Annotated in this window: 15 protein-coding genes; 9 read left to right on the top strand and 6 right to left on the bottom strand. The window is 38.8% G+C overall.

The features are described from left to right. Window positions 1-213 precede the first annotated feature (213 nt). The 3 genes from H4J41_RS07290 to H4J41_RS07280 all read left to right on the top strand — a co-directional run bounded on the left by H4J41_RS07290 (window position 214) and on the right by H4J41_RS07280 (window position 3154). Complete coding sequence (locus H4J41_RS07290; RefSeq protein ID WP_182138048.1) at window positions 214-540, top strand: hypothetical protein; 327 nt, start codon at window positions 214-216, stop codon at window positions 538-540. 114 nt (window positions 541-654) lie between these two features. Next, the gene (locus H4J41_RS07285; RefSeq protein WP_182138047.1) at window positions 655-2340 is read left to right on the top strand and encodes a DUF342 domain-containing protein; all 1686 of its coding nucleotides are present in this window, start codon (window positions 655-657) and stop codon (window positions 2338-2340) included. Between the two features lie 40 nt (window positions 2341-2380). After that, entirely contained in the window at window positions 2381-3154 is a 774-nt protein-coding gene (locus H4J41_RS07280; RefSeq protein WP_182138046.1) for a DUF2884 family protein, read from the top strand. 182 nt (window positions 3155-3336) lie between these two features. Here the strand turns inward: H4J41_RS07280 and H4J41_RS07275 are convergent, their stop codons facing one another. Beyond that, a complete protein-coding gene (locus tag H4J41_RS07275; protein WP_182138045.1) occupies window positions 3337-4986 on the bottom strand; it encodes an electron transfer flavoprotein-ubiquinone oxidoreductase in 1650 nt (549 codons plus the stop codon). Between the two features lie 290 nt (window positions 4987-5276). Here H4J41_RS07275 and H4J41_RS07270 point away from each other — a divergent pair, with 290 nt between their 5' ends. The 4 genes from H4J41_RS07270 to H4J41_RS07255 all read left to right on the top strand — a co-directional run bounded on the left by H4J41_RS07270 (window position 5277) and on the right by H4J41_RS07255 (window position 8451). Continuing rightward, window positions 5277-6029 (top strand): electron transfer flavoprotein subunit beta/FixA family protein, encoded by a 753-nt coding sequence (locus tag H4J41_RS07270; protein WP_182138044.1) that lies wholly within the window; start codon window positions 5277-5279, stop codon window positions 6027-6029. Continuing rightward, the gene (locus H4J41_RS07265) at window positions 6026-6952 is read left to right on the top strand and encodes an electron transfer flavoprotein subunit alpha/FixB family protein (protein WP_182138043.1); all 927 of its coding nucleotides are present in this window, start codon (window positions 6026-6028) and stop codon (window positions 6950-6952) included. The genes H4J41_RS07270 and H4J41_RS07265 overlap by 4 nt, the downstream gene beginning before the upstream one ends. 281 nt (window positions 6953-7233) lie before the next feature. After that, a complete protein-coding gene (locus H4J41_RS07260) occupies window positions 7234-7632 on the top strand; it encodes a stress response translation initiation inhibitor YciH (RefSeq protein WP_182138042.1) in 399 nt (132 codons plus the stop codon). A gap of 30 nt (window positions 7633-7662) precedes the next feature. Further along, entirely contained in the window at window positions 7663-8451 is a 789-nt protein-coding gene (locus H4J41_RS07255; RefSeq protein ID WP_182138041.1) for a response regulator, read from the top strand. Between the two features lie 81 nt (window positions 8452-8532). Here the strand turns inward: H4J41_RS07255 and H4J41_RS07250 are convergent, their stop codons facing one another. Further along, on the bottom strand, window positions 8533-10098 hold the full coding sequence (locus tag H4J41_RS07250; protein ID WP_182138040.1) for a sigma 54-interacting transcriptional regulator: 1566 nt from the start codon (window positions 10096-10098) through the stop codon (window positions 8533-8535). A gap of 319 nt (window positions 10099-10417) precedes the next feature. On the opposite strand from H4J41_RS07250, the gene megL reads away from it, so the two are divergent. After that, window positions 10418-11635, top strand: a complete 1218-nt coding sequence (megL, locus tag H4J41_RS07245; protein ID WP_182138039.1) for a methionine gamma-lyase — start codon at window positions 10418-10420, stop codon at window positions 11633-11635. Between the two features lie 159 nt (window positions 11636-11794). Here the strand turns inward: megL and H4J41_RS07240 are convergent, their stop codons facing one another. The 3 genes from H4J41_RS07240 to topA form a co-directional block, all read right to left on the bottom strand. Continuing rightward, window positions 11795-12226 (bottom strand): HIT domain-containing protein, encoded by a 432-nt coding sequence (locus tag H4J41_RS07240; protein ID WP_182138038.1) that lies wholly within the window; start codon window positions 12224-12226, stop codon window positions 11795-11797. A gap of 93 nt (window positions 12227-12319) precedes the next feature. Next, window positions 12320-13252: a ribosome biogenesis GTPase YlqF gene (ylqF, locus tag H4J41_RS07235; protein WP_182138037.1), complete on the bottom strand. Its 933-nt coding sequence runs from the start codon at window positions 13250-13252 to the stop codon at window positions 12320-12322. A gap of 395 nt (window positions 13253-13647) precedes the next feature. Next, entirely contained in the window at window positions 13648-16329 is a 2682-nt protein-coding gene (topA, locus tag H4J41_RS07230) for a type I DNA topoisomerase (protein WP_182138036.1), read from the bottom strand. 398 nt (window positions 16330-16727) lie between these two features. On the opposite strand from topA, the gene H4J41_RS07225 reads away from it, so the two are divergent. Continuing rightward, window positions 16728-17834, top strand: a complete 1107-nt coding sequence (locus H4J41_RS07225) for an arginase family protein (RefSeq protein ID WP_182138035.1) — start codon at window positions 16728-16730, stop codon at window positions 17832-17834. Window positions 17835-17915: 81 nt separating this feature from the next. Here H4J41_RS07225 and H4J41_RS07220 read toward each other — a convergent pair whose 3' ends face one another. Beyond that, window positions 17916-21641: a hypothetical protein gene (locus H4J41_RS07220; RefSeq protein WP_182138034.1), complete on the bottom strand. Its 3726-nt coding sequence runs from the start codon at window positions 21639-21641 to the stop codon at window positions 17916-17918. Window positions 21642-21937: the final 296 nt, after the last annotated feature.

Genomic DNA, 21937 nt, shown 5'->3' with positions numbered 1-21937 from the left:
GGACCGTATAAGTTAATCTATAAGGCAAATTGAGGTAAGCGAGCGGTTTTATATTGCTTAGTGATTCAAATCTTTATATATTTAGAACCATTAAATTTTAATCTTATTGCAAGCTGATATTAATATAAAATAATATATTTAAACATTAGCAGCAAAATTTGCTTTGACAACAAGTTAAAGTGACAAGTCACTCATTATCATAGGGAGAGTACTTTGAACGATAAAAACTTTAGAGTCAGTGGCCGTAACACTATTATTCATAAAAACAGAAAAATTGATCTACTTTTGGTTAACGGTGATCATCCAGTGATAATAGTAAGCCATACAGGTATTGATTTATATAAAGGTGTTTTACCAGAAAAACGCATAGATGCAAAAAGAGCCCATCAAGAACTTATTGATTTGTGTAAACCTGACGTGTTTGGCCAAGAAAAAACTTTAGTGTTTATCGAGGCATTAGACAATAAAGAATATAAATTAGATTATTCAAAAATAAACACCGAAAATTTTATTAAAGTTCATCAAGAGAATTATATTTAGGGATAATAAGTTTTATAAAATAATGGAGTTACAGGCTTGTGAGCAAGGTAAGTTCATCAAGAGAATTATATTCAGGGAATAGTAAATTTTATAAAATAATGGAGTTATAGGCTTGTGAGCAAGGTAAGTTTAGTAAGTAACGAAGTCAATAACATCGACCTAGTGTTGTCTCCGATAAAAACGAAGACCCCCCTAACGGAAGCTGATATACATGAGCTAATTAATAACTCTCAATACAGTCATTTATATGCTGTTGAGGCTAATATTAAAAATGCCATCGCTGAACTAGAAAGTGTTTTAAAACCGTTAAAAGAAAATCATACTGGTCGTGAAATAAAATACCAAATACTTGAGCGGCGCGATGCTACGTTTTTAATTGAAATTGCTGACGACAAAATGTCAGCTTCAGCAGAAGTTACAACCGCGCTTGGTGGCCAACACATGAGCGCAAAAGCAATACTCGATGCGGCTCAAGCCGCTAAGGTTTATAAAGGTTTTAGTAAAGAACAATTAATATCACTTGCCAAACGGGCAGCTAAAGAGCCCGCCGGTTCGATGGTAAAGTGTGAAATAGCGCACGGAAAATTACCGATAGAGGGTAAAAATGCCTATGTAAAACTCTTAGTAGAGAGTGCACAAGATAGAATATTAAAACCCAAAAAACGTGATGATGGTAGTGTAGATATGCGCGATCTTGGTGATATTATCTGTGTAAAAATAGGTGATCCTCTCGCTAAAAAAATCCCACTGACTAATGGTATTCCAGGCTATACCGTCACCGGCGATATATTAGACTCTACACCTGGTACAGATATTGACATATTAGTTGGTGAAGGAACCGCTTTAAGCCCAAAAAACAGCAGCATTTTAGTTTCTACCTTGGTTGGCCTACCTCGTATTATTGAAAACGGTATGGAGGTTGACAGTGTTTACCATCTTAAAAATGTTGATGTCGGTACTGGCCATGTTAAATTTAAAGGTAGTGTCATTATAGATGGTGACATTGGTGAAGGCATGAAAGTAGTTGCTACAGGTGACATTTCAATTGGCGGTTTCGTTGAATCTGCTACGCTAGATGCTGGTGGAGATATAACTATTGGCAAAGGTATTATTGGTAAAAAACAAGAAGTTGAATCAGTCGATATTTCTAAAATCCACTTAAGTGCTCATATTAAAGCCAATGGTAAGGTTTTTGCCAAATATTGCCAATACGCCGATATCACCTGTGACTCATTACGAATTGAAAATCAAATAATGCATAGCATAGTAAAGGTTAATAAAACGGTATGGGTTGGCCGCGAAGAAAAAGCCAACGGTAAACTTATTGCTGGCTATATTAGTGCAGGAAAATCGGTGCATGCAGGTATAATAGGTGCAACAGCTGGCAGTATGACCATTATAACTTTTGCCGATAGAATGCACGATTGCTTAGCTAAAATTGTAGAAATTGATCTGGCTGTAAAAGCTGAGTCGGATACCCTTTTAGGGCTGAAAGATACTGTGATTAAACTAAAAAAACTCCCCAAAGATAAAGCAAAACCAGAAATATTGGCAAAAGTTATCTCCACTTACCGTTATCATTCGAAAAAAATGGCTGAGTTTAGCGCCGAAAAAGAGTCAGATAAAGAGAAGCTGCAAGAATATATGACCAGTGGTTGTGTTGAAGCAAGCGAAAAAGTGTATCATGGTGTAAAAGTTATCATTGGTGAATCTCACGATAAAACTCGCCGTGAATATGGCCCCAGTCGTTTCATTTACAAAGACCAGAAAGTTCATATAGAACCACTTGTTTCAATATAATAATTCCCGCTACAAATCCGATATAATATGGAGTTTTGCTATGGCATTTATCGCCCGCAGCTTACTAGTTACATGTTTGTTTATGAGCGCAGCAAACGCCCAACAATGCGATATTAATTTTAATTATGGTGTTATTATCGATCCAGCTCACCTGCGTATTGTCAATCAGGGGCAAACTTATGTACAAATAAATGGCCAACATCAGCTTTTTGTTTATGGCCGTGAAGTTGCGCTTAACCAGGCACAAAAAAGTCAATTGAGCGAGTATACCCGCGGCATTAGATCACAAGTGCCTGCGATAGTTTCAATCGCTATAGAAGGTGTTGAGCTCGGGTTAAAAGCGGTCAATAAAGTGATCAGCAGCTTAACTGGCGAAAACAGTGCTACACATCAACAGTTTCAAGAAAAGTTTGATGAGATGAAATCGCGACTACGTACTCGCTTTAACCATAGCGATGAAAGCTACTATATTGCGCCACAAGATTTTGATGATTTTGATGAGATTTTTGCTGGTGAATTTAAAAAAGAAATCGAAACTATTGTGACTAACTCTGTCGGTAACATTTTAGTCGCTGTGGGTGAAGCCATAACCCATAAAGAAAAACAAAGTACCGAACAACGTGTTGAAACTTTTGACCAGCGCATTGAATCAATGGGTAATGATATAAAAATCGATATAAGTAACCAAGCTAATACGTTAGAAAATAAAGCGGCAATAATTTGTGCAAGCTTACTAAAACTTGATCAGATAGAAAACAAGCTGCAATTAGAAATACCAGCCTTAGCAGAATTCAATTTGATAATAACTCATTAATCAACTGCATTGACAGCGCTCCTCGCTACGGCATTGAAAAAGCACTAAAGTAAACTTTATAATTGTAAAGCCCCATTTTATAAACATAAAAAAACCTGCAATTGCAGGTTTTTTTGTTCAAAAATAGCGATATACACAATCACATCAATCTGAACGAGTGACTAATAATCCGTTTTGTATTACTACATATTAGGATAATTAGGGCCACCGGTGCCTTCTGGTGTTACCCAAGTAATATTTTGGCTCGGATCTTTTATATCACAAGTTTTACAGTGCACACAGTTTTGCGAGTTAATAACAAATTTATCGCCGTCTGTTGTACTTTCAACTTCATATACCCCTGCAGGACAATAAAGTCGCGCTGGCTCACCATATTTAACTAAGTTAACACCAATAGGAATACTGCTATCTGCTAACTTCAAGTGGCATGGCTGCTCTTCTGCATGATTAGTATTTGATAAGAATACTGATGACAGTTTATCAAAACTCAATTTATTATCAGGTTTGGGATAATTAATCACCGGCACATCTGCGGCTAGTTTTAGTTGTTCATGATCTAAGCTGTCATCTTTAAAGTTGAACGGTAACTTACCACCAAAGAAGTTTTGGTCGACTGTGTTATAAGCGCCACCTAAAAAGGTGCCGAACTTGTGCATAGCTGGGCCAAAATTACGTGTCTTATATAATTCGTCATATAACCAAGAATTTTGATACTTCTCTGAAAAACTGGTTAAATCTTTGCCACCTTCATCACCTGTTAGTAAGGCATCAAAAATAGACTCAGCCGCCAACATGCCAGACTTCATCGCGGTATGGTTACCTTTGATTTTAGCAAAGTTAATGGTACCCGCGTCACAACCTACTAATACCGCACCTGGCATAGTCATTTTAGGTAGTGAATTAAAGCCACCTTTAGCCATTGCTCTTGCGCCATATGATACACGCTTGCCACCTTCAAGATATTGGGCAATTTTAGGATGATGCTTGTAACGTTGAAACTCATCAAACGGACTTAAATGCGGATTGCTATAACTTAAATCAACAATTAAGCCAACAAAAACTTGGTTGTTTTCCGCATGATATAAATAACCGCCACCGTTAGTGTCTTTCTCAAGCGGCCAACCAGCAGAATGCACCACTAAACCTTCTTGGTGCTTTTCAGGGGCAATATCCCAAATTTCTTTAAAACCTAAACCGTAATGTTGTGGTGATTTATCAGCATCCAGGCCAAATTTAGCGATAAGTTCTTTGCCCAAATGGCCACGACAGCCTTCAGCAAAAACCGTGTATTTTGCTTTTAGCTCCATACCCGGCATAAACGAATCTTTAGGCTTACCTTCTGCATCTAATCCCATATCACCGGTAGTAACACCGCCAACACTGCCATCGTCATTATAAATAATGCTATGTGCAGGGAAGCCTGGAAAAATCTCCACGCCCAACTCTTCAGCCTGTTCGGCTAACCAACGACAAACATTGCCCATACTAACAATGTAGTTACCGTCATTGTGCATAGTTTTAGGGACACTAAAGCTAGGTAATTTTATCGCACTCTTTTCGCCATTAAATAAATAAATATCATCGCCCGTAACAGCGGTATTTAAAGGCGCACCCTTTTCTTTCCAATCAGGAAATAATTCATTTAATGCTCGTGGTTCAAAAACTGCACCAGAAAGAATATGAGCGCCAACTTCAGAGCCCTTCTCAACTACGCAGACCATAAGTTCTTGTTCTTTTTCTTGTGCAAGTTTCATTAGTTGACAAGCAGTCGACAGGCCTGCAGGACCCGCTCCAACAATTACAACATCAAACTCCATTGATTCGCGTTCCATAACATCTCCCATCATTTAATTATTATATGAAATATTCAAACACACGTTTGATTTTCAAACACCTGTTTGATAATATCAAACATTATAGATATATTCGTGTTAAATACTATCTTGTATTGCATTAATTAACGATAATATTTATTTAAACACGATTTGACTGACCATATCGACAGAAGACGTTGACGTAAACGTCATCTGCAAGTAGTCTTTCAAGCCATAATAATAGCGTTAAGTTGAATTAACTTTAGTTTAACCAAGATTACCTACAACCAACATAATCAGAGGCAACGATGAAAGTATTAGTACCCATCAAACGCGTTATTGACTATAACGTAAAAGTACGTGTTAAAGCAGACAATTCAAATGTCGATCTTGCTAATGTAAAAATGGCAATTAACCCTTTTTGTGAAATTGCTGTTGAAGAAGCCGTTCGTTTAAAAGAAGCGGGCATAGCCACTGAAGTTATCGCCGTATCTATTGGTAATAAATCTTGCCAAGAACAGTTGCGTACAGCCCTAGCCTTAGGTGCTGACCGTGCTATTCAAATTGAGACAGATGAAAGCTTAGATTCAATTAACGTTGCTAAACTATTACAAAAAATAGTGGAAGAAGAGCAGCCACAACTGGTTATTCTAGGTAAGCAGTCAATTGACAGCGACAACAACCAAACAGGCCAAATGTTAGCGGCACTTACCGGCATGTCACAAGGTACATTCGCCTCGGCTGTAAGCATTGATGGCGATAAAGTTAATGTCACTCGTGAAGTTGATAGCGGTTTGCAAACTCTAGCCTTAACTCTACCAGCTATTGTCACCACTGACTTACGCTTAAATGAACCTCGTTATGCCTCATTACCGAATATAATGAAGGCCAAACGCAAGCCACTAGTGGTAAAAGCGGCCGCTGATTTTGGTATTGATTTAACCGCACGTACTAATTTAATTAAAGTTACACCACCTGCTGAACGCAAAGCCGGTATTATTGTTGAAAGCATTGATGAATTAGTAGAAAAATTAAAAAATGAAGCGAAGGTGATCTCATGAGCATTTTAGTATTTGCCGAACACGATAATAGCGAATTAAAAGCCGATACACTAAAAACTGTTGCAGCAGCGCAAGCTATTGGTGGAGATATTCATCTTTTAGTGGCTGGTCACAACTGTCAAGCCATTGCTGAAGCAGCAAGCAAGGTTAATGGTGTTTCAAAAGTTTTGGTCGCTGATAACGCCGCTTATGAACACCAACTGGCTGAGAATGTTTCATTATTAGTGACTGAACTTGCCGCAGATTATAGCCACATCATGGCGACAGCACTGACAACAGGCAAAAACTTTATGCCACGTGTTGCTGCCTTATTAGATGTTACGCAAATTTCAGATATTATTGCCGTAGAAAGTAGTGACACCTTTGTCCGTCCTATATACGCTGGTAATGCCATTGCCACAGTGCAAAGTTTAGACAGCAAAAAAGTAATTACTGTTCGCTCTACCGGTTTTGACGCCGTTGCAACCGATGGTAATGCTGAAATTATTGCTCTAGACAAGGTCACTGATGCCGGCATTTCTAGCTACGTAAGTGAACAACTTTCGGTTTCAGAAAGACCTGAACTCGGTGCGGCAAGTGTGATCATCTCTGGTGGTCGTGGTATGCAAAACGGCGAAAACTTCAAATTACTTGATGGTATAGCTGATAAGTTAGGCGCAGCCATTGGCGCTTCTCGTGCCGCGGTTGATGCTGGCTTTGTACCAAACGATATGCAAGTGGGTCAAACAGGTAAAATTGTTGCTCCTGACTTATATATCGCCGTAGGTATTTCAGGTGCTATTCAACATTTAGCCGGTATGAAAGACTCTAAAGTCATTGTTGCGATTAACAAAGATGCTGAAGCACCAATATTCCAAGTAGCTGATTACGGTTTAGTGGCTGATTTATTTGACGCTTTACCTGAATTAGAAAGTAAGCTTTAAGCTCACTTTATTCTCTGTATAATAAAACCACTCGAGCAGTGGTTTTATTTTATCCAAATTTTAGCAGTAGGGCCAGTTCCATTAATTGTCTGCTCTACTTTATATGCAGGTAACATCACCAAATACAAAGCATTTATTTAATAACGACTTGTTTAGGGCAATAGGCTACTGCATTGCTTAATAAGCGGCATTGGTAAAGCGATAATGATTAAATAAACAAGCTAGTAGTGGCTTGTTTTAACCAATAGAAATGATCAGAAATTAGTGAGATTGGTACAACTATGACAAAAAAATTTTCTAGCCTAAGTGACTTAGCTAGTGCCTTTGGTAAAAGTATCGACGATACAGCCCCTAAGCAAAATAGTAACCATCAAGCTTTGGTCTATTCAACGGCTGACGGAAGAATATCACCGGCTAAAAGTACGACAGTTACACCGTCAGACGGTTTTGCAAAAGTACGTCGAGAAACTAAAGGCAGAAAGGGAAAAGGTGTTATCACCATTACCGGTTTAGGTTTAGATAATAAAGCCTTAAAAGAACTTGCCAAAAAACTTAAAAAAACCTGTGGCACTGGCGGCAGCGTAGTGGGTGACGTAATAGAAGTTCAAGGTGATAAGCGCGAAGAAATAAAATTAGTGCTCGAAAAAAGTGGCTTTAAGGTCAAATTTATTGGTGGCTAAGTAATCAATTAAAAACTATAGAGTAATATTATGAATCCAAATGAATTATCTTTACTGGTTGTTGAGCCTTCTGACTTACAAAGAAAAATTATAATTAAAGAGTTAAAACAGCTGGGTATCACCCAAGTATCAGAAGCTAAAAACATTGCTGAAGCTTATGATAGTGCCGAAAAATATCCACGTGATTTAATTACCAGCGCGATGTATTTTGATGACGGTAGTGCGATAGAATTGCTGCATAAAATAAGAAATAACCCTGCTATTGCTGACACACCTTTTATGCTAGTTACCAGTGAGAGTCGCCTGAAAAAATTAGAAGAGTTTAAGCAATCTGGTGTTATTGCTTTATTACCAAAACCTTTTACTTCTGATCACTTAGCAACAGCAATAAACACGACCATTGATTTATTATCAACCGATGAGCTAGAACTTGACTACTTTGATGTTCATCAAGTGCGCGTTTTGCTCGTTGATGATAGTCGCCTAGCCAGAAATCATATTAAACGCGTATTGAACAACTTGGGTTTACTGAAAATAACCGAAGCCGTTGATGGTAATGAAGCCATTGCCTTATTAAAAGAAAATATGTATGACCTCGTCGTTACTGACTACAATATGCCAGAAGTCAATGGACAAGAGCTAACCCGATATATTCGCAGTGAGAGCCAACAATCACATATTCCCATACTTATGGTAACGAGTGAAAGTAGTCAAACCCACTTAGCGAATATACTCACTGAGGGCGTTACAGCTATGTGCGATAAACCATTTGAGCCTAAAAACGTTAAACAAATCCTCTACAAAATACTAGAAGATTAAATCATCTTCACAACGGTTACCCACAGTTATTAGTGATTCGGTATTTGGCATTATTTATTAGTTATTTAGTTATTTAGTTATTTAGTTATTAATGCCAAACTGCCTCAATTTCATGGCAATTTTGTTATGTGATACCTTTAATCGCTCTGCCAATTTGCGCGTTGTCGGATAATAAGGATATAAAGCGCTAATAAGCTGCTGTTCAAATTTTGCTTGCGCACTTGCCCAATCCTCCAGCTCGTTTTCTACTTTAAATTCAACCACACCAGTGACTTCAGTTTGTTTAAATTGCGCTAACGCGACGCTGATATTTTGTGCAGAGATATCACCATATTCATTCAGTGCTACCGCCCTAAACAACACATTTTGTAATTCTCGAATATTGCCGGGCCAAGGATACGATGAGAGTAATTGTATAGCACTTTCATCAATTTTCGGTTGCTGCAAGTTCATTTGTGTTGCCGCAAGCACCACAAAATGACGCGCTATTAAGGCAATATCTTCGGCACGTTCACGTAATGGCGGCGAATTTAAATTCAGCACATTTAAGCGATAAAACAAATCCTCCCTAAACTTGTGCTGACTTATCATGGCTAATAAATCTTGATGAGTCGCACTCAGTACTCTAACGTTGGCCTGTAATTCTTTGGTACCACCCAAACGACGAAATTTAAAGTCTTGTAAAAACCTTAATAGTTTAGCTTGTAAATAAGGTGACATTTCAGCAATTTCATCTAAGAATAAAGTGCCGCCTTCCGCCAACTCAAGTAAACCCGGTTTACCACCCTTTTGCGCGCCTGTAAAAGCACCGTTTGCGTAGCCAAACAGCTCACTTTCAAGTAAATGTTCAGGTAACGTTGCACAATTTACTGCTAAAAATGGCGCTTGTTGACGTTTGCTCGCATTATGTAAAGCCCTAGCAACAAGCTCTTTACCCGTGCCTGTTTCACCATTAATTAATACCGGCAATTCCAATTCAGCAAAGCGAGCTGTTTGTTCTTTAAGTAATTGGATGCTAGCAGATTGACCAATAATATTATCAAGTCCCTGAGCATCTCTCGTTTGCAGTATCGAAATTTGTCGACCTAAACTGGTGATTGATTTTAAGGATATAACGGCACCAGAGCTGTTTTCTTGTTCACTGATCGGACTAATTTCTGCTAAGTAACTTTGCCCCGCAATATCAACATTTTGCGAGCTAATTTCATCCAATAAAGGCAAGGTTATTTCTATATCAAGTAAGCGATTAACTTTAGCTCCTTTGAGTTGCTCACCGAGTAATGGCGACACCCCTTTGTGGCGTTGATGATTCACCAATAGCTTTTCACTCGCTTGATTTAATGCCATCACACAAGCGTTTTCATCAATATCAATAATAGCATCAGGCAGACGATTCACTAATGCCCTTAAATGCCGTTCTCGACTTTCTGAGGGTAATAAATCCACTGCCCGACAGTGATCAACTCCGGCAACGCTCATTAATGCTTTTTTTACTTTATTAAAACTAATGGCACTTTTGGCCAAATGCACAAATATAAATTGTGAGCTTACTTCCATTGCTTGAATGTCTAGCGCCAAACCAGTAAAAGTTGCCAATATTTCTTGGCTAATACCCATTCGGTCTTCAGATTTTATTTCTATTCGCACATAAACTCCTCATCAATACCATACTATTCTTAGTGTTGTAATAATAATATTACACTGTAATTAATTTATTACAAAAGACAAAATTCAAGCAAAGCTATAGCTAACAAAGCTTTCTTCCATATTTTAACTCACTATCTTTATTAGCCACAAGTAGCTTGTAATAATAATATTACAAGCTACTTGTTAAATCTAATGCAAAAAACATAAGTTACTGATAAATAATAAAATAAAAAGATGGCAGTATAATTGCTAAATAACTATTAATAAGTGACTGACTTACAGCTAACAATAATAATTCTCCCATAGATAAAGGTATCCCATGTCAGAAAGTAAACATATTGAAACTCAAGCGATTCATTCAGGCCGTATTAATGACGAACAATTTGGTTCATTAGCTACGCCACTTTATCAAACCTCTACTTTTATCTTCGACAATGCACAACAAGGCGCTGATAGGTTTGCAGGCGAAGCTGAAGGCTACATATATAGTCGCTTAGGCAACCCAACAACTCGACAATTAGAAATGCGAGTAGCCGCAATGGAAGGCATGGAAGACGCGGCTGCTACGGCTACTGGCATGGGCGCTGTCTCTGGCGCTTTATTGAGTAATTTATCTTGTGGCGATCATTTAATTTCATCAAAAGCGGTTTATGGTTGTTCATTTGCGTTAATGAATCATCAACTTACCCGATGGGGCATTGAAGTTAGCTTTGTTGATATGGCAAACCCTGCAGAAATTGAAGCGGCCATAAAACCCAATACAAAAGTCATCTTTTTAGAAACACCGGTAAATCCAAACTTAGCGGTATACGACTTAGCTATGATTGGTGAAATAGCGCAAAAACACAATATTATTTCTATCGTCGATAACACCTTTTTAACGCCAGTATTACAGCAACCGGGAAAGTATGGCATAGATATAGTAGTGCATAGCGCAACAAAATATTTAAACGGTCATGGTGATGTGGTTGCTGGTATTATTTGTGGTACTAGTGAAATGATCATGATGATAAAAATGACGGTACTCAAAGATATTGGCGCAACCATGAGTCCACATGATGCCTGGTTGATCATGCGAGGCCTTAAAACCTTACCTATTCGTATGGAACGCCATTGCAGTAACGCTGAAAAAATAGCGAAATTTCTAGAAAGTAATCAGCAAGTCACGCACGTTTATTACCCTGGCCTAAAAAGCCACCCAGGACATAAATTTATCGGCTCGCAAATGAAAGCAGCTGGCGGTGTTATTGCTTTTGAAATTGATAGTGATTTAGCCGGTGGTAGTGACTTTATTAACCGTATGCAGTTGTTTTCAATTGCCGTCAGTTTAGGCGATGCAGAGTCTCTTATTCAACATCCTGCCTCGATGACACATTCACCTTATACTCAAGAAGAACGTTTAGCCGCCGGTATCAGTGATAGTTTAATTAGAATATCAGTTGGTCTTGAAAATGTTGATGACTTAATTGCAGATTTGAGCCAGTCTCTTGCCATGATGAAGCAATCGTCTGTTGCAAAAAAAACCTGTATAGCTTAGTTAAGCTGATTTAGGCTTGCACGATTATACCCGCTGCACTTCAAATACTGGTTTGTCTCTTGAAATATAGCGGATAAATACAAGAAGCCTTAATACACTGAGTATTAAGGCTTCGTTATTTTAAAACTTAGTTATATTAAAGCTAAGCTATATTGAAACTTAGTTATCAGATAACAATATGGCTGATAATTTAGGTATTATGCGACTTTTGATAACGTCTAGTTCGCTATCTGTATAAGGTGTTAGCGCTTGCTGCCCCCAAATAGGCTTTGGCCAACAGGCATCTTTTTCATAACGCACTATGTGGTGTAAATGCAACTGTGATACTACATTGCCTAAGGCTGCCACATTCATTTTGTCACCTTTAAATTCTTGCATCAGCACTTCACTTAGCATGCTTGATTCATTTAATAGCTGTTGCTGTTGTTGCCAATCAAGTTGATATATATCCTGAATACCATCGACTTTTGGCACTAAAATGAACCAAGGGTAAGCACTGTCATTACACAGTAATAAACGAGAAAGTGGAAAATCAGCCATAACAAAGCAGTCATTGGCTAATTGTGGATGTAATTTAAATTGCTCACTCATATTGCTACCTTATCTTAATCTTATAACTAAACTTACTGATTAAACTTATCACTAAATTTTTAATGCTAAGCTTAGTGACAAGCTTAGTTAATACTAACGTTTATTGCGGCGACCTCGGCCTCTGGCGAGTTTTTTGGCTTCTCTGGCAGCAACTTTGTCTGCTTCAACCTTATCAAAATGCACCACCTCTGCTATCACCATTTCTGGCGTTTCAAAGGATATGCCGCCTAAGGTTTTATCGCGAATTTCATTAATTAATATTTCAGACGCTTTGTGAAAGTCAATGTGTCCACCGCTTTTAACGCAACCACGACGTTTGCCAATCGCTTCAATTAACTCAACTTCTTGTGCTGGCAGCTCTTCAATGGCATAACGCTCTTTTAAACGCTCAGGGTAAGCCGCTAATAAATATTCAGCGGCAAAACAAGCAATTTCTTCATGGTCGAATGCGGTATCTTTCACTGCGCTGGTGATCGCTAAACGATAACCACTATTTTCATTGACTATTTTCGGCCAAAGCATACCTGGGGTGTCATATAAATATAAACCTTCATCTAAACGTATTCTTTGCTGACCTTTGGTTACCGCAGGTTCATTACCAACTTTAGCCTTAGCTTTACCGACTAGGGTGTTAATCAAGGTAGATTTCCCCACATTAGGGATCCCCATGATAACGGCATTAATTTGCTTACCAGCTTCATCTTTATTAGCGGCTAATTTTCGAATTAAGTTGGGAAGCGTCTTGGCAACTGATGGCGACTCTGTGGTTAATGCAATCGCTTTTACGTTATGCTGAGACTCTAAATAGTTCAGCCATAACTCGGTGACTTTTGGGTCAGCTAAGTCTGATTTATTTAAAATTTTAATTAATGGTTTATCACCACGAATTTCAGTGATCATGGGGTTTTCGCTACTAAAAGGTAAACGCGCATCACAAACTTCAATCACCACATCAATTTGCGGTAAAATTTCTTTAATTTCTCTTTGGGCTTTATGCATATGCCCCGGGAACCAATTAATCGCCATAATAAATCTTTGATAAAATAAAACAGATTTTATCACTGATAATAATGAAAAGCTGTTGAAACTCGACATTGTTTTTGACATCGCCGTTTTTTTCACATTAACGCACATGAATGTACGAATGCCGTGAAGCTATTTTTTTATAGAGATGTTAGTCATTAAAGTAATGCAGGAGCAATTACTGAGATGGCGATGAACCGCCATATGAACACGGCATTGCCGGCAAGGATTTTGGAACTTAGTTTTTTCTAGCACAAAAAAACGCTTACAAGCTCAAACTGAGTGTTTATCGTGAACATAAAAAAAAGCGCTCTTAGAGCGCTTTTTTTTTGTAACATTACTGCCCTATTCTACTTCAAGATACAGTTTCAGCATTTTGAAGTAGAGCAGTTATCTATTTAGGCTGTTTTTTTCGCCTTAGGCTTAGCTTTAGCTTTAGGTTTTGCTTTGGCTTTTACTACTTTTTTCTTAGCGAGTTCTTCAACCCACTTATCATCAACATACTTAGCATTCCAACCCGTTGCTTTGCCTTCAACTTCAGTCATAACATATTGTGACTTAGTTTTTCGACTATAACGAACAACCGCTAAGTTGCCTTCTGGATCTTGCGCTGGTGCATCGGCTAGGTAATAGAATTTCTCTGAAATTCTATCGCGAAAACGCGCTAGCTCAGCAACTTTAGGTGCTCGTGTTTCCCGTGATTTAGGGAAGGTATTGGCCGCTAAAAAGATACCGGCTGCGCCATCACGTAACACAAAGTGTGCTTCAGACTTTTCACATGCTAATTCAGGTAATTGTACTGGGTCTTCTTTGGGTGGCGCAGCTTCGCCACTGGCTAATAACTTACGGGTGTTTTTACACTCGCTGTTAGTACAATCAAAATACTTACCAAAACGGCCTGATTTTAACTCCATTTCAGCATCACAACGGTCACATGCTAAAATAGGTCCGTCGTAACCTTTAAGTTTAAACTCACCTGTTTCTAATTCTAGGCCGTCACATACTGGATTATTACCACAAACATGCAATTTGCGTGTTTCGTCAATCAGGTAACTGTCCATCGCCGTGCCACATTTCTCACAACGGTGCATAGCACGTAACGCTTCGGTTTCTTGATCTTCAGCTAAGACACTAACCGCTTCTTCACCAGGCGTTAAGTTCATGGTAGTAGTACAACGCTCTTTCGGTGGTAATGCATAGCCAGAACAGCCTAAAAACACACCCGTTGAGCCAGTTCTAATACCCATTTTACGACCACAGGTTGGGCAATCAATATCGGTTACAATTGGTTCGTTATTACGCATACCACCTTCCTCAGAAGGCGTGTCGGCAAGTTCTAGCTGTTCGGTAAAGCTTTTATAGAAGCCGTTTAATACATCTTTCCAGTTACTTTTACCTTCAGCAACTTCATCTAACTCCTGCTCCATATTGGCAGTGAAGTCATAATTCATTAATTTTTTAAAGCTACCCGATAAGCTATCGGTAACAATTTCACCCATTTTTTCGGCATAAAAGCGTTTTTTATCTAAGCGCACATAACCACGATCTTGAATGGTAGAAATAATTGACGCATAAGTCGAAGGACGACCAATTGAACGTTTTTCTAACTCTTTAACTAACGATGCTTCACCAAAACGCGCTGGTGGCTTAGTAAAGTTTTGCGATGGATTTAACTGTTGAAGTGTTAATACTTCACCTACGGCTAAATCAGGTAAATGGGTGTCATCACCTTTTGATAGTTGCGGGTGAACACGTGTCCAACCGTCAAATTGCATTACACGCCCTTTCGCTTTTAAATCAAAGCCAGAAGCATCAACGGTAATGGTACTTACCGTGTAACGTGCTGCCGTCATTTGACAAGCCACAAATTGGCGCCAAATTAATTCGTATAACTTTTTCGCGTCCGCATCAACATCAGTGATAAAAGCCGCTTCAAGCTTAACGTTTGATGGACGAATAGCCTCATGCGCTTCTTGAGCATTACCTTTACTGGTATAAACTTTCGCATTTTCTGGTAAATAATTTTCACCAAAATTATCAGTAATATAACCTCGACAAGTTTCAACCGCATCTTTACTTAAATTGGTCGAGTCGGTACGCATATAAGTAATATGACCCGCTTCGTATAAACGTTGCGCAAGCCCCATAGTACGTTTAACACCAAAGCCTAATTTAGTACTAGCCGCCTGTTGCAATGTTGAAGTAATAAAGGGTGCTGACGGCGTACTTTTTGACGGTTTGTCTTCACGTTTACTTACTGTATAAGCCGATGATTTTAAGACAGTTAACGCTTTGTTCGTATCGGCTTCGTTGGTTGGCTTAAAAGCTTTGCCATGGTCATGAGTAACATCTAATGCAAAGTCGCTACCTGTAGAGGTTTGCGTATCGGCACTAACTTCCCAATATTCTTTTGGATCAAAAGCTTTAATTTCACGCTCTTTTTCCACGACAAGTTTAACGGCAACCGATTGCACACGACCAGCTGATAAACCTCGAGCTACTTTTTTCCACAATAATGGGCTGACCATAAAGCCAACAACACGATCGAGAAAACGTCGTGCTTGTTGGGCATTAACCCCAGGCATGCTTAATTCGCCTGGTGCAGAAAACGCTTGTTGAATGGCGTTTTCAGTAATTTCGTTGAAAACTACGCGCTTAAATTTAGCGTCATCGCCACCAATAATTTCTTTTAAGTGCCATGCTATTGCCTCACCCTCTCTATCCAAATCGGTTGCGAGATAGATAGTATCTGCGGTACTGGCAAGTTTGATTAATTCAGCAACAACTTTTTCTTTGCCTTCCAATATTTGATAATTCGCAGCCCAGTCGTTATCAGGATCAATACCCATACGATTAACTAATGCGAGTTTGTCGCGTTTAGCTTTATATTTAGCTTTCGCCGCAGGCGCCATTTTTCTTACTTCAGCAGGAGATTTTGCCGCTACTTTTTTACCCGTGCTACTATGCGGTAGATCACGAACGTGACCCACACTAGATTTAACAATAAAATCTTTACCAAGGTACTTGTTAATTGTTTTCGCTTTGGCTGGCGATTCCACAATTACCAGAGATTTTGCCATATTATTTTATATTCCTACTAAGCTGACGATGTCAGTTGCGTCACAGTTATTTGCATTGAATGACTTAATATTGCGCGAGCAAAACATTAAGAAAAAATTGCCTTCGTGAATAAAACTGAGACGTAAAATTAAATTTGAGACTGAAATTACTATTAGATATATCTGTAAATTAGCAAGCTGACAAGCAAAAAATTTTATATATATGCCTTTTTACAACTTTTAGCTATAATGACGCGAACTTTTCGGCGCCATCATAATCGACTTTTTAGCAAAATTTAAGGGCTGAAAGCGAAATAACTGCACTTTATGGCCAGTATTAACAATTTTTTACAATCACTCCAGGTAGTTTGCGTTCATTTAAGTGAATTTCAATACCTTTTAATAGGAAGAGAATATACATGACAACTTCATGGTCAACATTTAAAAATAAAATCAACCAGTGCTTATGTCCACCAGGAAACGGCGTTTTTACCGTCAACACTGCCAAAGAGCGTAAAGAGCGTTTGCATAAAGCCTTATTTGGCCAATCAAACGATATAGAGTCACTATGGCAGCAAAGTATTGAAAAACTGCCACAGTCGACTAATGCGGTTATTCTCGGCATTGCTTCAGACTGTGGTGGTGGAATTTTGCGTGGTGCTAACTGGGGACCTTTATTTGTTCGCTCAACATTGTTAGAACAATACCCTGATTTAAATGCCTTTGATTTAGGCGACGTGCGCGTTATTCCGCATTTGTTACATGATAAATATCTTAATGAAGCAACCATTGCCAATTGTCGAAAAGCGCTTTATCAAGATCAGAATAGCGAGTTTCCTGTTAGCCCGTTATCAATCACAGAAGATGTATTACACGACTTTTATGCTGAATTTCCTAACAAAGGCATATTTGGTATTGGCGGTGATCATTCTGTTAGTTACCCATTAGCAAAAGCCTATTTACAAGCAAAGAAAAAACAAGGCATACGTGCGGCTATTATTCACTTTGACGCCCATACCGATTTATTGGTTGAACGTTTAGGTATCGACTTGTGCTTTGGCTCGTGGTGCACACACATCTTAGACGACTTAACTGAACGTCGTGATTTAATTCAAATCGGCATTCGTTCAAGTGGCAAGCCTAAAGCACATTGGGAAAGCACTTTTGGCGTTAAACAACATTGGGCACATGAACTTAAAGAGCAAGGCGTGGAAGCGATTATTGAAAAAATAATCAAGCAATTAAAAGCCGATAACATCGATGAGATTTATGTTAGCTATGATATTGACGCACTCGATGAAACCTATGCAGCAGCAACAGGCACACCAGAGCCAGATGGCTTATCACCCAACGAGTCAATGCAAATATTGCGCGCTATCGCCGCTCAGTATCCAATTACCGGTGCCGACATGATGGAAATTGCACCATTTACTGACAGCACTGGCTTAGGTGAAGTCAGCCGTGATAAAACCCTGGCTGCAGGTGCAGAAATTTCAGCTTTCTTGATTGAAGAGATGAATAAATAATTTATCTTAAATAACGCTGGCTCAGCATCAAGTTAATAAAAAAGGCTCCTACTGGAGCCTTTTTTATTATGCCTTATATATTTAAAACGACGTTATATTTATAGTAGCAACAGTATAGGAGGTAGCAACCCCCAACAGTGTTGTCACGGTAACCACAAGTGGACCACTAATGTCCTTATCTTTTACCCCTTCAATAGTGACAGTAAATACGCTACCACCGTTAAAGTTAGTATTAGGCCATTCATAGCCACCTGAAGGTACACCTATAGGTGTACCTACAGCCGCATCAAAAGTGACTACTGTACCTGCTGGCATAGGTTGATTATGAAAATCTGAAATAGTTACTGCTGCTGCCACAGTACCATCTTGAACTATATCAATGCTTTCACCATTAGTAGGATAAGTTGTAACAAATCTTGGATTACTACCCGACATAACTAGCACAACTGAACCCCGAACATTAATTGACTTTTCAGGAGAGCAATTATCAGCATCACCACATAATGAGCCATTATATTGCTTATCTTCTAAATCAAAATCGCCGCTTGAATTAAAATCATCAAACTTTTCTTGTTCACCACCAGTTTCACCGCCAGCTCTTTCACCATCAGGTACTGTTGGATCTGGGTTATAAATACCATCTTCGTTGTAATCGACAAATGACTCTGCTAAATCATAACGGGTGCCATTGACATCCAGCCCTGAGTTACCGTTAAGGCCCAAAAATGCATTTTTTTCGCTGTTGTCGTAAAGGCCATTACCATTAAAGTCTGGAAATGACTCCTCACCTATCGCCGTTGCAGAAATCGTCGCTCGTCCACCGTACTTTTGTCCCATAAAATTTTGGCTACTAGGTGAAGAATTGTTAATTCTCGAAGCGAAAGTTGTACCATTAGCAATTCCTAATTCTGCAAAAGTAGTATTAGTACCAGCATCATCTGTAATTTTTATATCTAAACGAGTATCTGAAGTCAACAGCAAATAAGCACTTCCAGCATACATAAATTCAGATGCAACAACAGATGAGGTTACAAGTTCATCATTAACTTTGTTAACTAAATCAGCAGTACTTGTAAGATCAGTGTTTAAGGTCACTATATCCTCACCATCAGTAGTTATAACCTTAAATTTAATATCATTAACAGAGAAATCTTTACCACCTGTAATGATATTTAACCCTAGTACTTGAGTAGCATCATTATAATAAGTAGTGCCGTCAGTTATACCTAAAACATCGAAAGTTGTTACCGAGCCGCTTGAGGTGTCTTCGATGGTAATATCTAAACCTGCTGGCGATATAAGTTCAAACAAGTCTTCAAAGCCTGATACAGCTTTAACGTCTGAATCTGCCAACGAAGTATTAACTGCAGCAAGTAATATAGCTCTAGATGCATAATCTTTGTTAAGCGTTATAGTATCTGTACTCTCTGAAGTCGAAACAGTAAAGCTGATTGTCTTGCCTGTAAAATCAAAACCTTTACTAATATCTGCAGTACTTTTAACTAATGTCGGTCCATTATTAGCTTCACCTAACTCTTGACCTGCCGGCCTAACATTTTGGCTTGTCCATGTAACTTCACATACACCATTAGTAGTCACACAAGAATCTTCTATTGCACCACCTTCGGTGGTGAAAGAAACCGCAGTCCCATCAGGTGCCGGGTTATTGAATGCATCCGCTAACCTTGCTGTAATGGTTACTTCAGTGCCATCGATATTCCAAGCTTCTGGATTAAAGACACTGGCAGATAAACTAAAACTGTCTTGATCTGGAATACCGGTTGAAATAACTAACAGGTTAGATTGTGTAAAAATTGATGCATCTTCATTTAACTCAGCTCTAACCCGAACACTAGTATGTACTGTGCCTGAATTGACAACCGTTTGAACCAAACCATTACTATCAGTTTTGGCAAATTTTGGGCTCCAGCCAATACCTCCAACTTCAGTATTTAAAGAAAAACCAACGTCTTTATTAGCAACAACATTACCGTTGGTATCTCTTACTTTAAAGACAACTGTTGAGCTTTCGATACCACCAACACCTTTCAAACTAATATTTTCTGGTGTTGCAGAAATAAATTCAATACTGCCAGAATCCGGGGAACTAATTGTCACCGTTCCTGTGGCAGATAAAACTGTTCCTCCAGCATTAGCCGTTGCAGTAACAATATCAGGTCCCTGACAGCCTTGGGCTAAATAAGTGCTTTGAGCAATACCCGCTATAGTTGCAACAGGGGAATCAATATTGGCTGTTGTTACAGATAGGTCACTACAACCTGAAGTAAAACTAACTTCAACAGTTTCTGTGGTAAATAATGTCGCAGGTGTACTCGCTGAAGCATTAGAGACGTCCCAAATGCTCACAGACAAACCAGCAGTAGCACCAGCAGAAATAACACCAGCTGGCACAGCAATTAAACCATCAGGTAAACCCGTAACGCCATCAATGGCATTACCCATGCCAAGAGAAGATGCGCCAATTGAAAAAACTAACTGCTCTGATTCACCTGATGCTAATTGTGCTATCACGGTACCAGCGCCTAGTGAATTACCTGCTAATAGATCAACAGTTGCAATATAATCACTACCTGTTGTTGCGATTGCTGTTTGAATGGGAATAGTGCCTAGGTCAGTTGTAAAAGTAACAATAACCGCTTTGTTTACCCCAGTAACGGTTGCAATTAGTTTACCCGAAGAGATACTGCTTATTTGTTCAACCTCATTACCTTCACTATCGGTTAAAGCTAAGCTTATATTGACACCTGATCCAACACTATTACCTTCAGAAAAGAAACCTTGTGTAACCACATCGCCCGCACTGGAGCTAACTGTTAATACACCTGCACCACGAACTGTACCAGCAAAAAGTGTAATCGTTGCGTCACCCGTACTGTTAGTCAGTACCGTACCCGTAATGGGATCCAATACACCTAAAGTTGAGGAAAAAGTAATGACTTCATTACTTAAATCAGTACCATTAGCCGCTTCAAAATGAGTAATAATATTGGCAGGATTGGCATTAGAAATCGAGGTGCTATTAGTAAAACTAGTAATGGTTAATGCATTTCCGTCTTCTTCTGAGCCGTCACCTTCGGTAAAAAAACCTTGCGTTACTGCATCACCGGCATTAGAGCTAGCCGTTAAGACTCCCGCACCACGGACTGTCCCTGTAGAAAGTGTGATGGTTGCATCACCCGTACTGTTGGTCAGTACCGTACCTGTCTTAGGGTCAAGCAAACCTAAAGTGGAAGTAAAGGTGATCACTTCATTACTCAAATCAATACCATTAGCGGCTTCAAAATGAATAATAATATTGGCAGGATTGGCATTAGAAATCGAGGTGCTATTAGTAAAACTAGTAATGGTTAATGCATTTCCGACTTCTTCTGAGCCATCACCTGCACTTTTAAACGTTACAGAGTTTGAATCAATACCGTCGATGTTAGCAGTGACTGAACCGTCACCGCTACTTGCACCGGCAAGTAAACCTATTTCAGCGTTTCCATCTGCATCAGTACTACTCGTATTGACATCAGTACTAAAACTTGCCAAATCTGTATTACTAACTGTAAATGTGACTAATTTATCAGATAGCGGTGTACTACCTTGCATGACATTTACTGTAAGCGTTTGTGGTGTCGCTTGAGTAAGATTATTATCCGAAATAGCTAAAGTAATAGTTATAGCGTCTGGTGTACTACCATCGCTGCCATCTGGGGTTTCGTCAAATCCACCAGCACTACCTCCACAACCGACTAATAGTGCAAATATTAAAACTAAACTAAGACGTTGAAATAGCGCCATAAAAAGGATCTCCCTATATTTTTTATTAAGTTAACTCGATAATAACCGAATTATCGCAAAAAAAGACAATGATTCACATAAAAATATAATTTATCTAGAACTGGTGGTTTTCAGGGGATTATTTATTAAATTTACGCCAATTAAATCAGACGGAATGCTATTTTTTATTGAGACAAGTCCCAAGTAGCGAGTTAGGCAGCTAGGCAATTTTTCAAGCAAAGTGGATACAATAAGAAAAGTTAAACAACTTAACATACGCACCATAAAAATTTTTTTTTGTAGTTAATCTCGTAACA

The sequence above is a fragment of the Colwellia sp. MB3u-45 genome, from assembly GCF_014077005.1.
Taxonomy (GTDB): Bacteria; Pseudomonadota; Gammaproteobacteria; order Enterobacterales; family Alteromonadaceae; genus Cognaticolwellia.
Note: the sequence above shows the minus strand (reverse complement) of the source record. Positions and strands in the feature narration are given on the sequence as shown.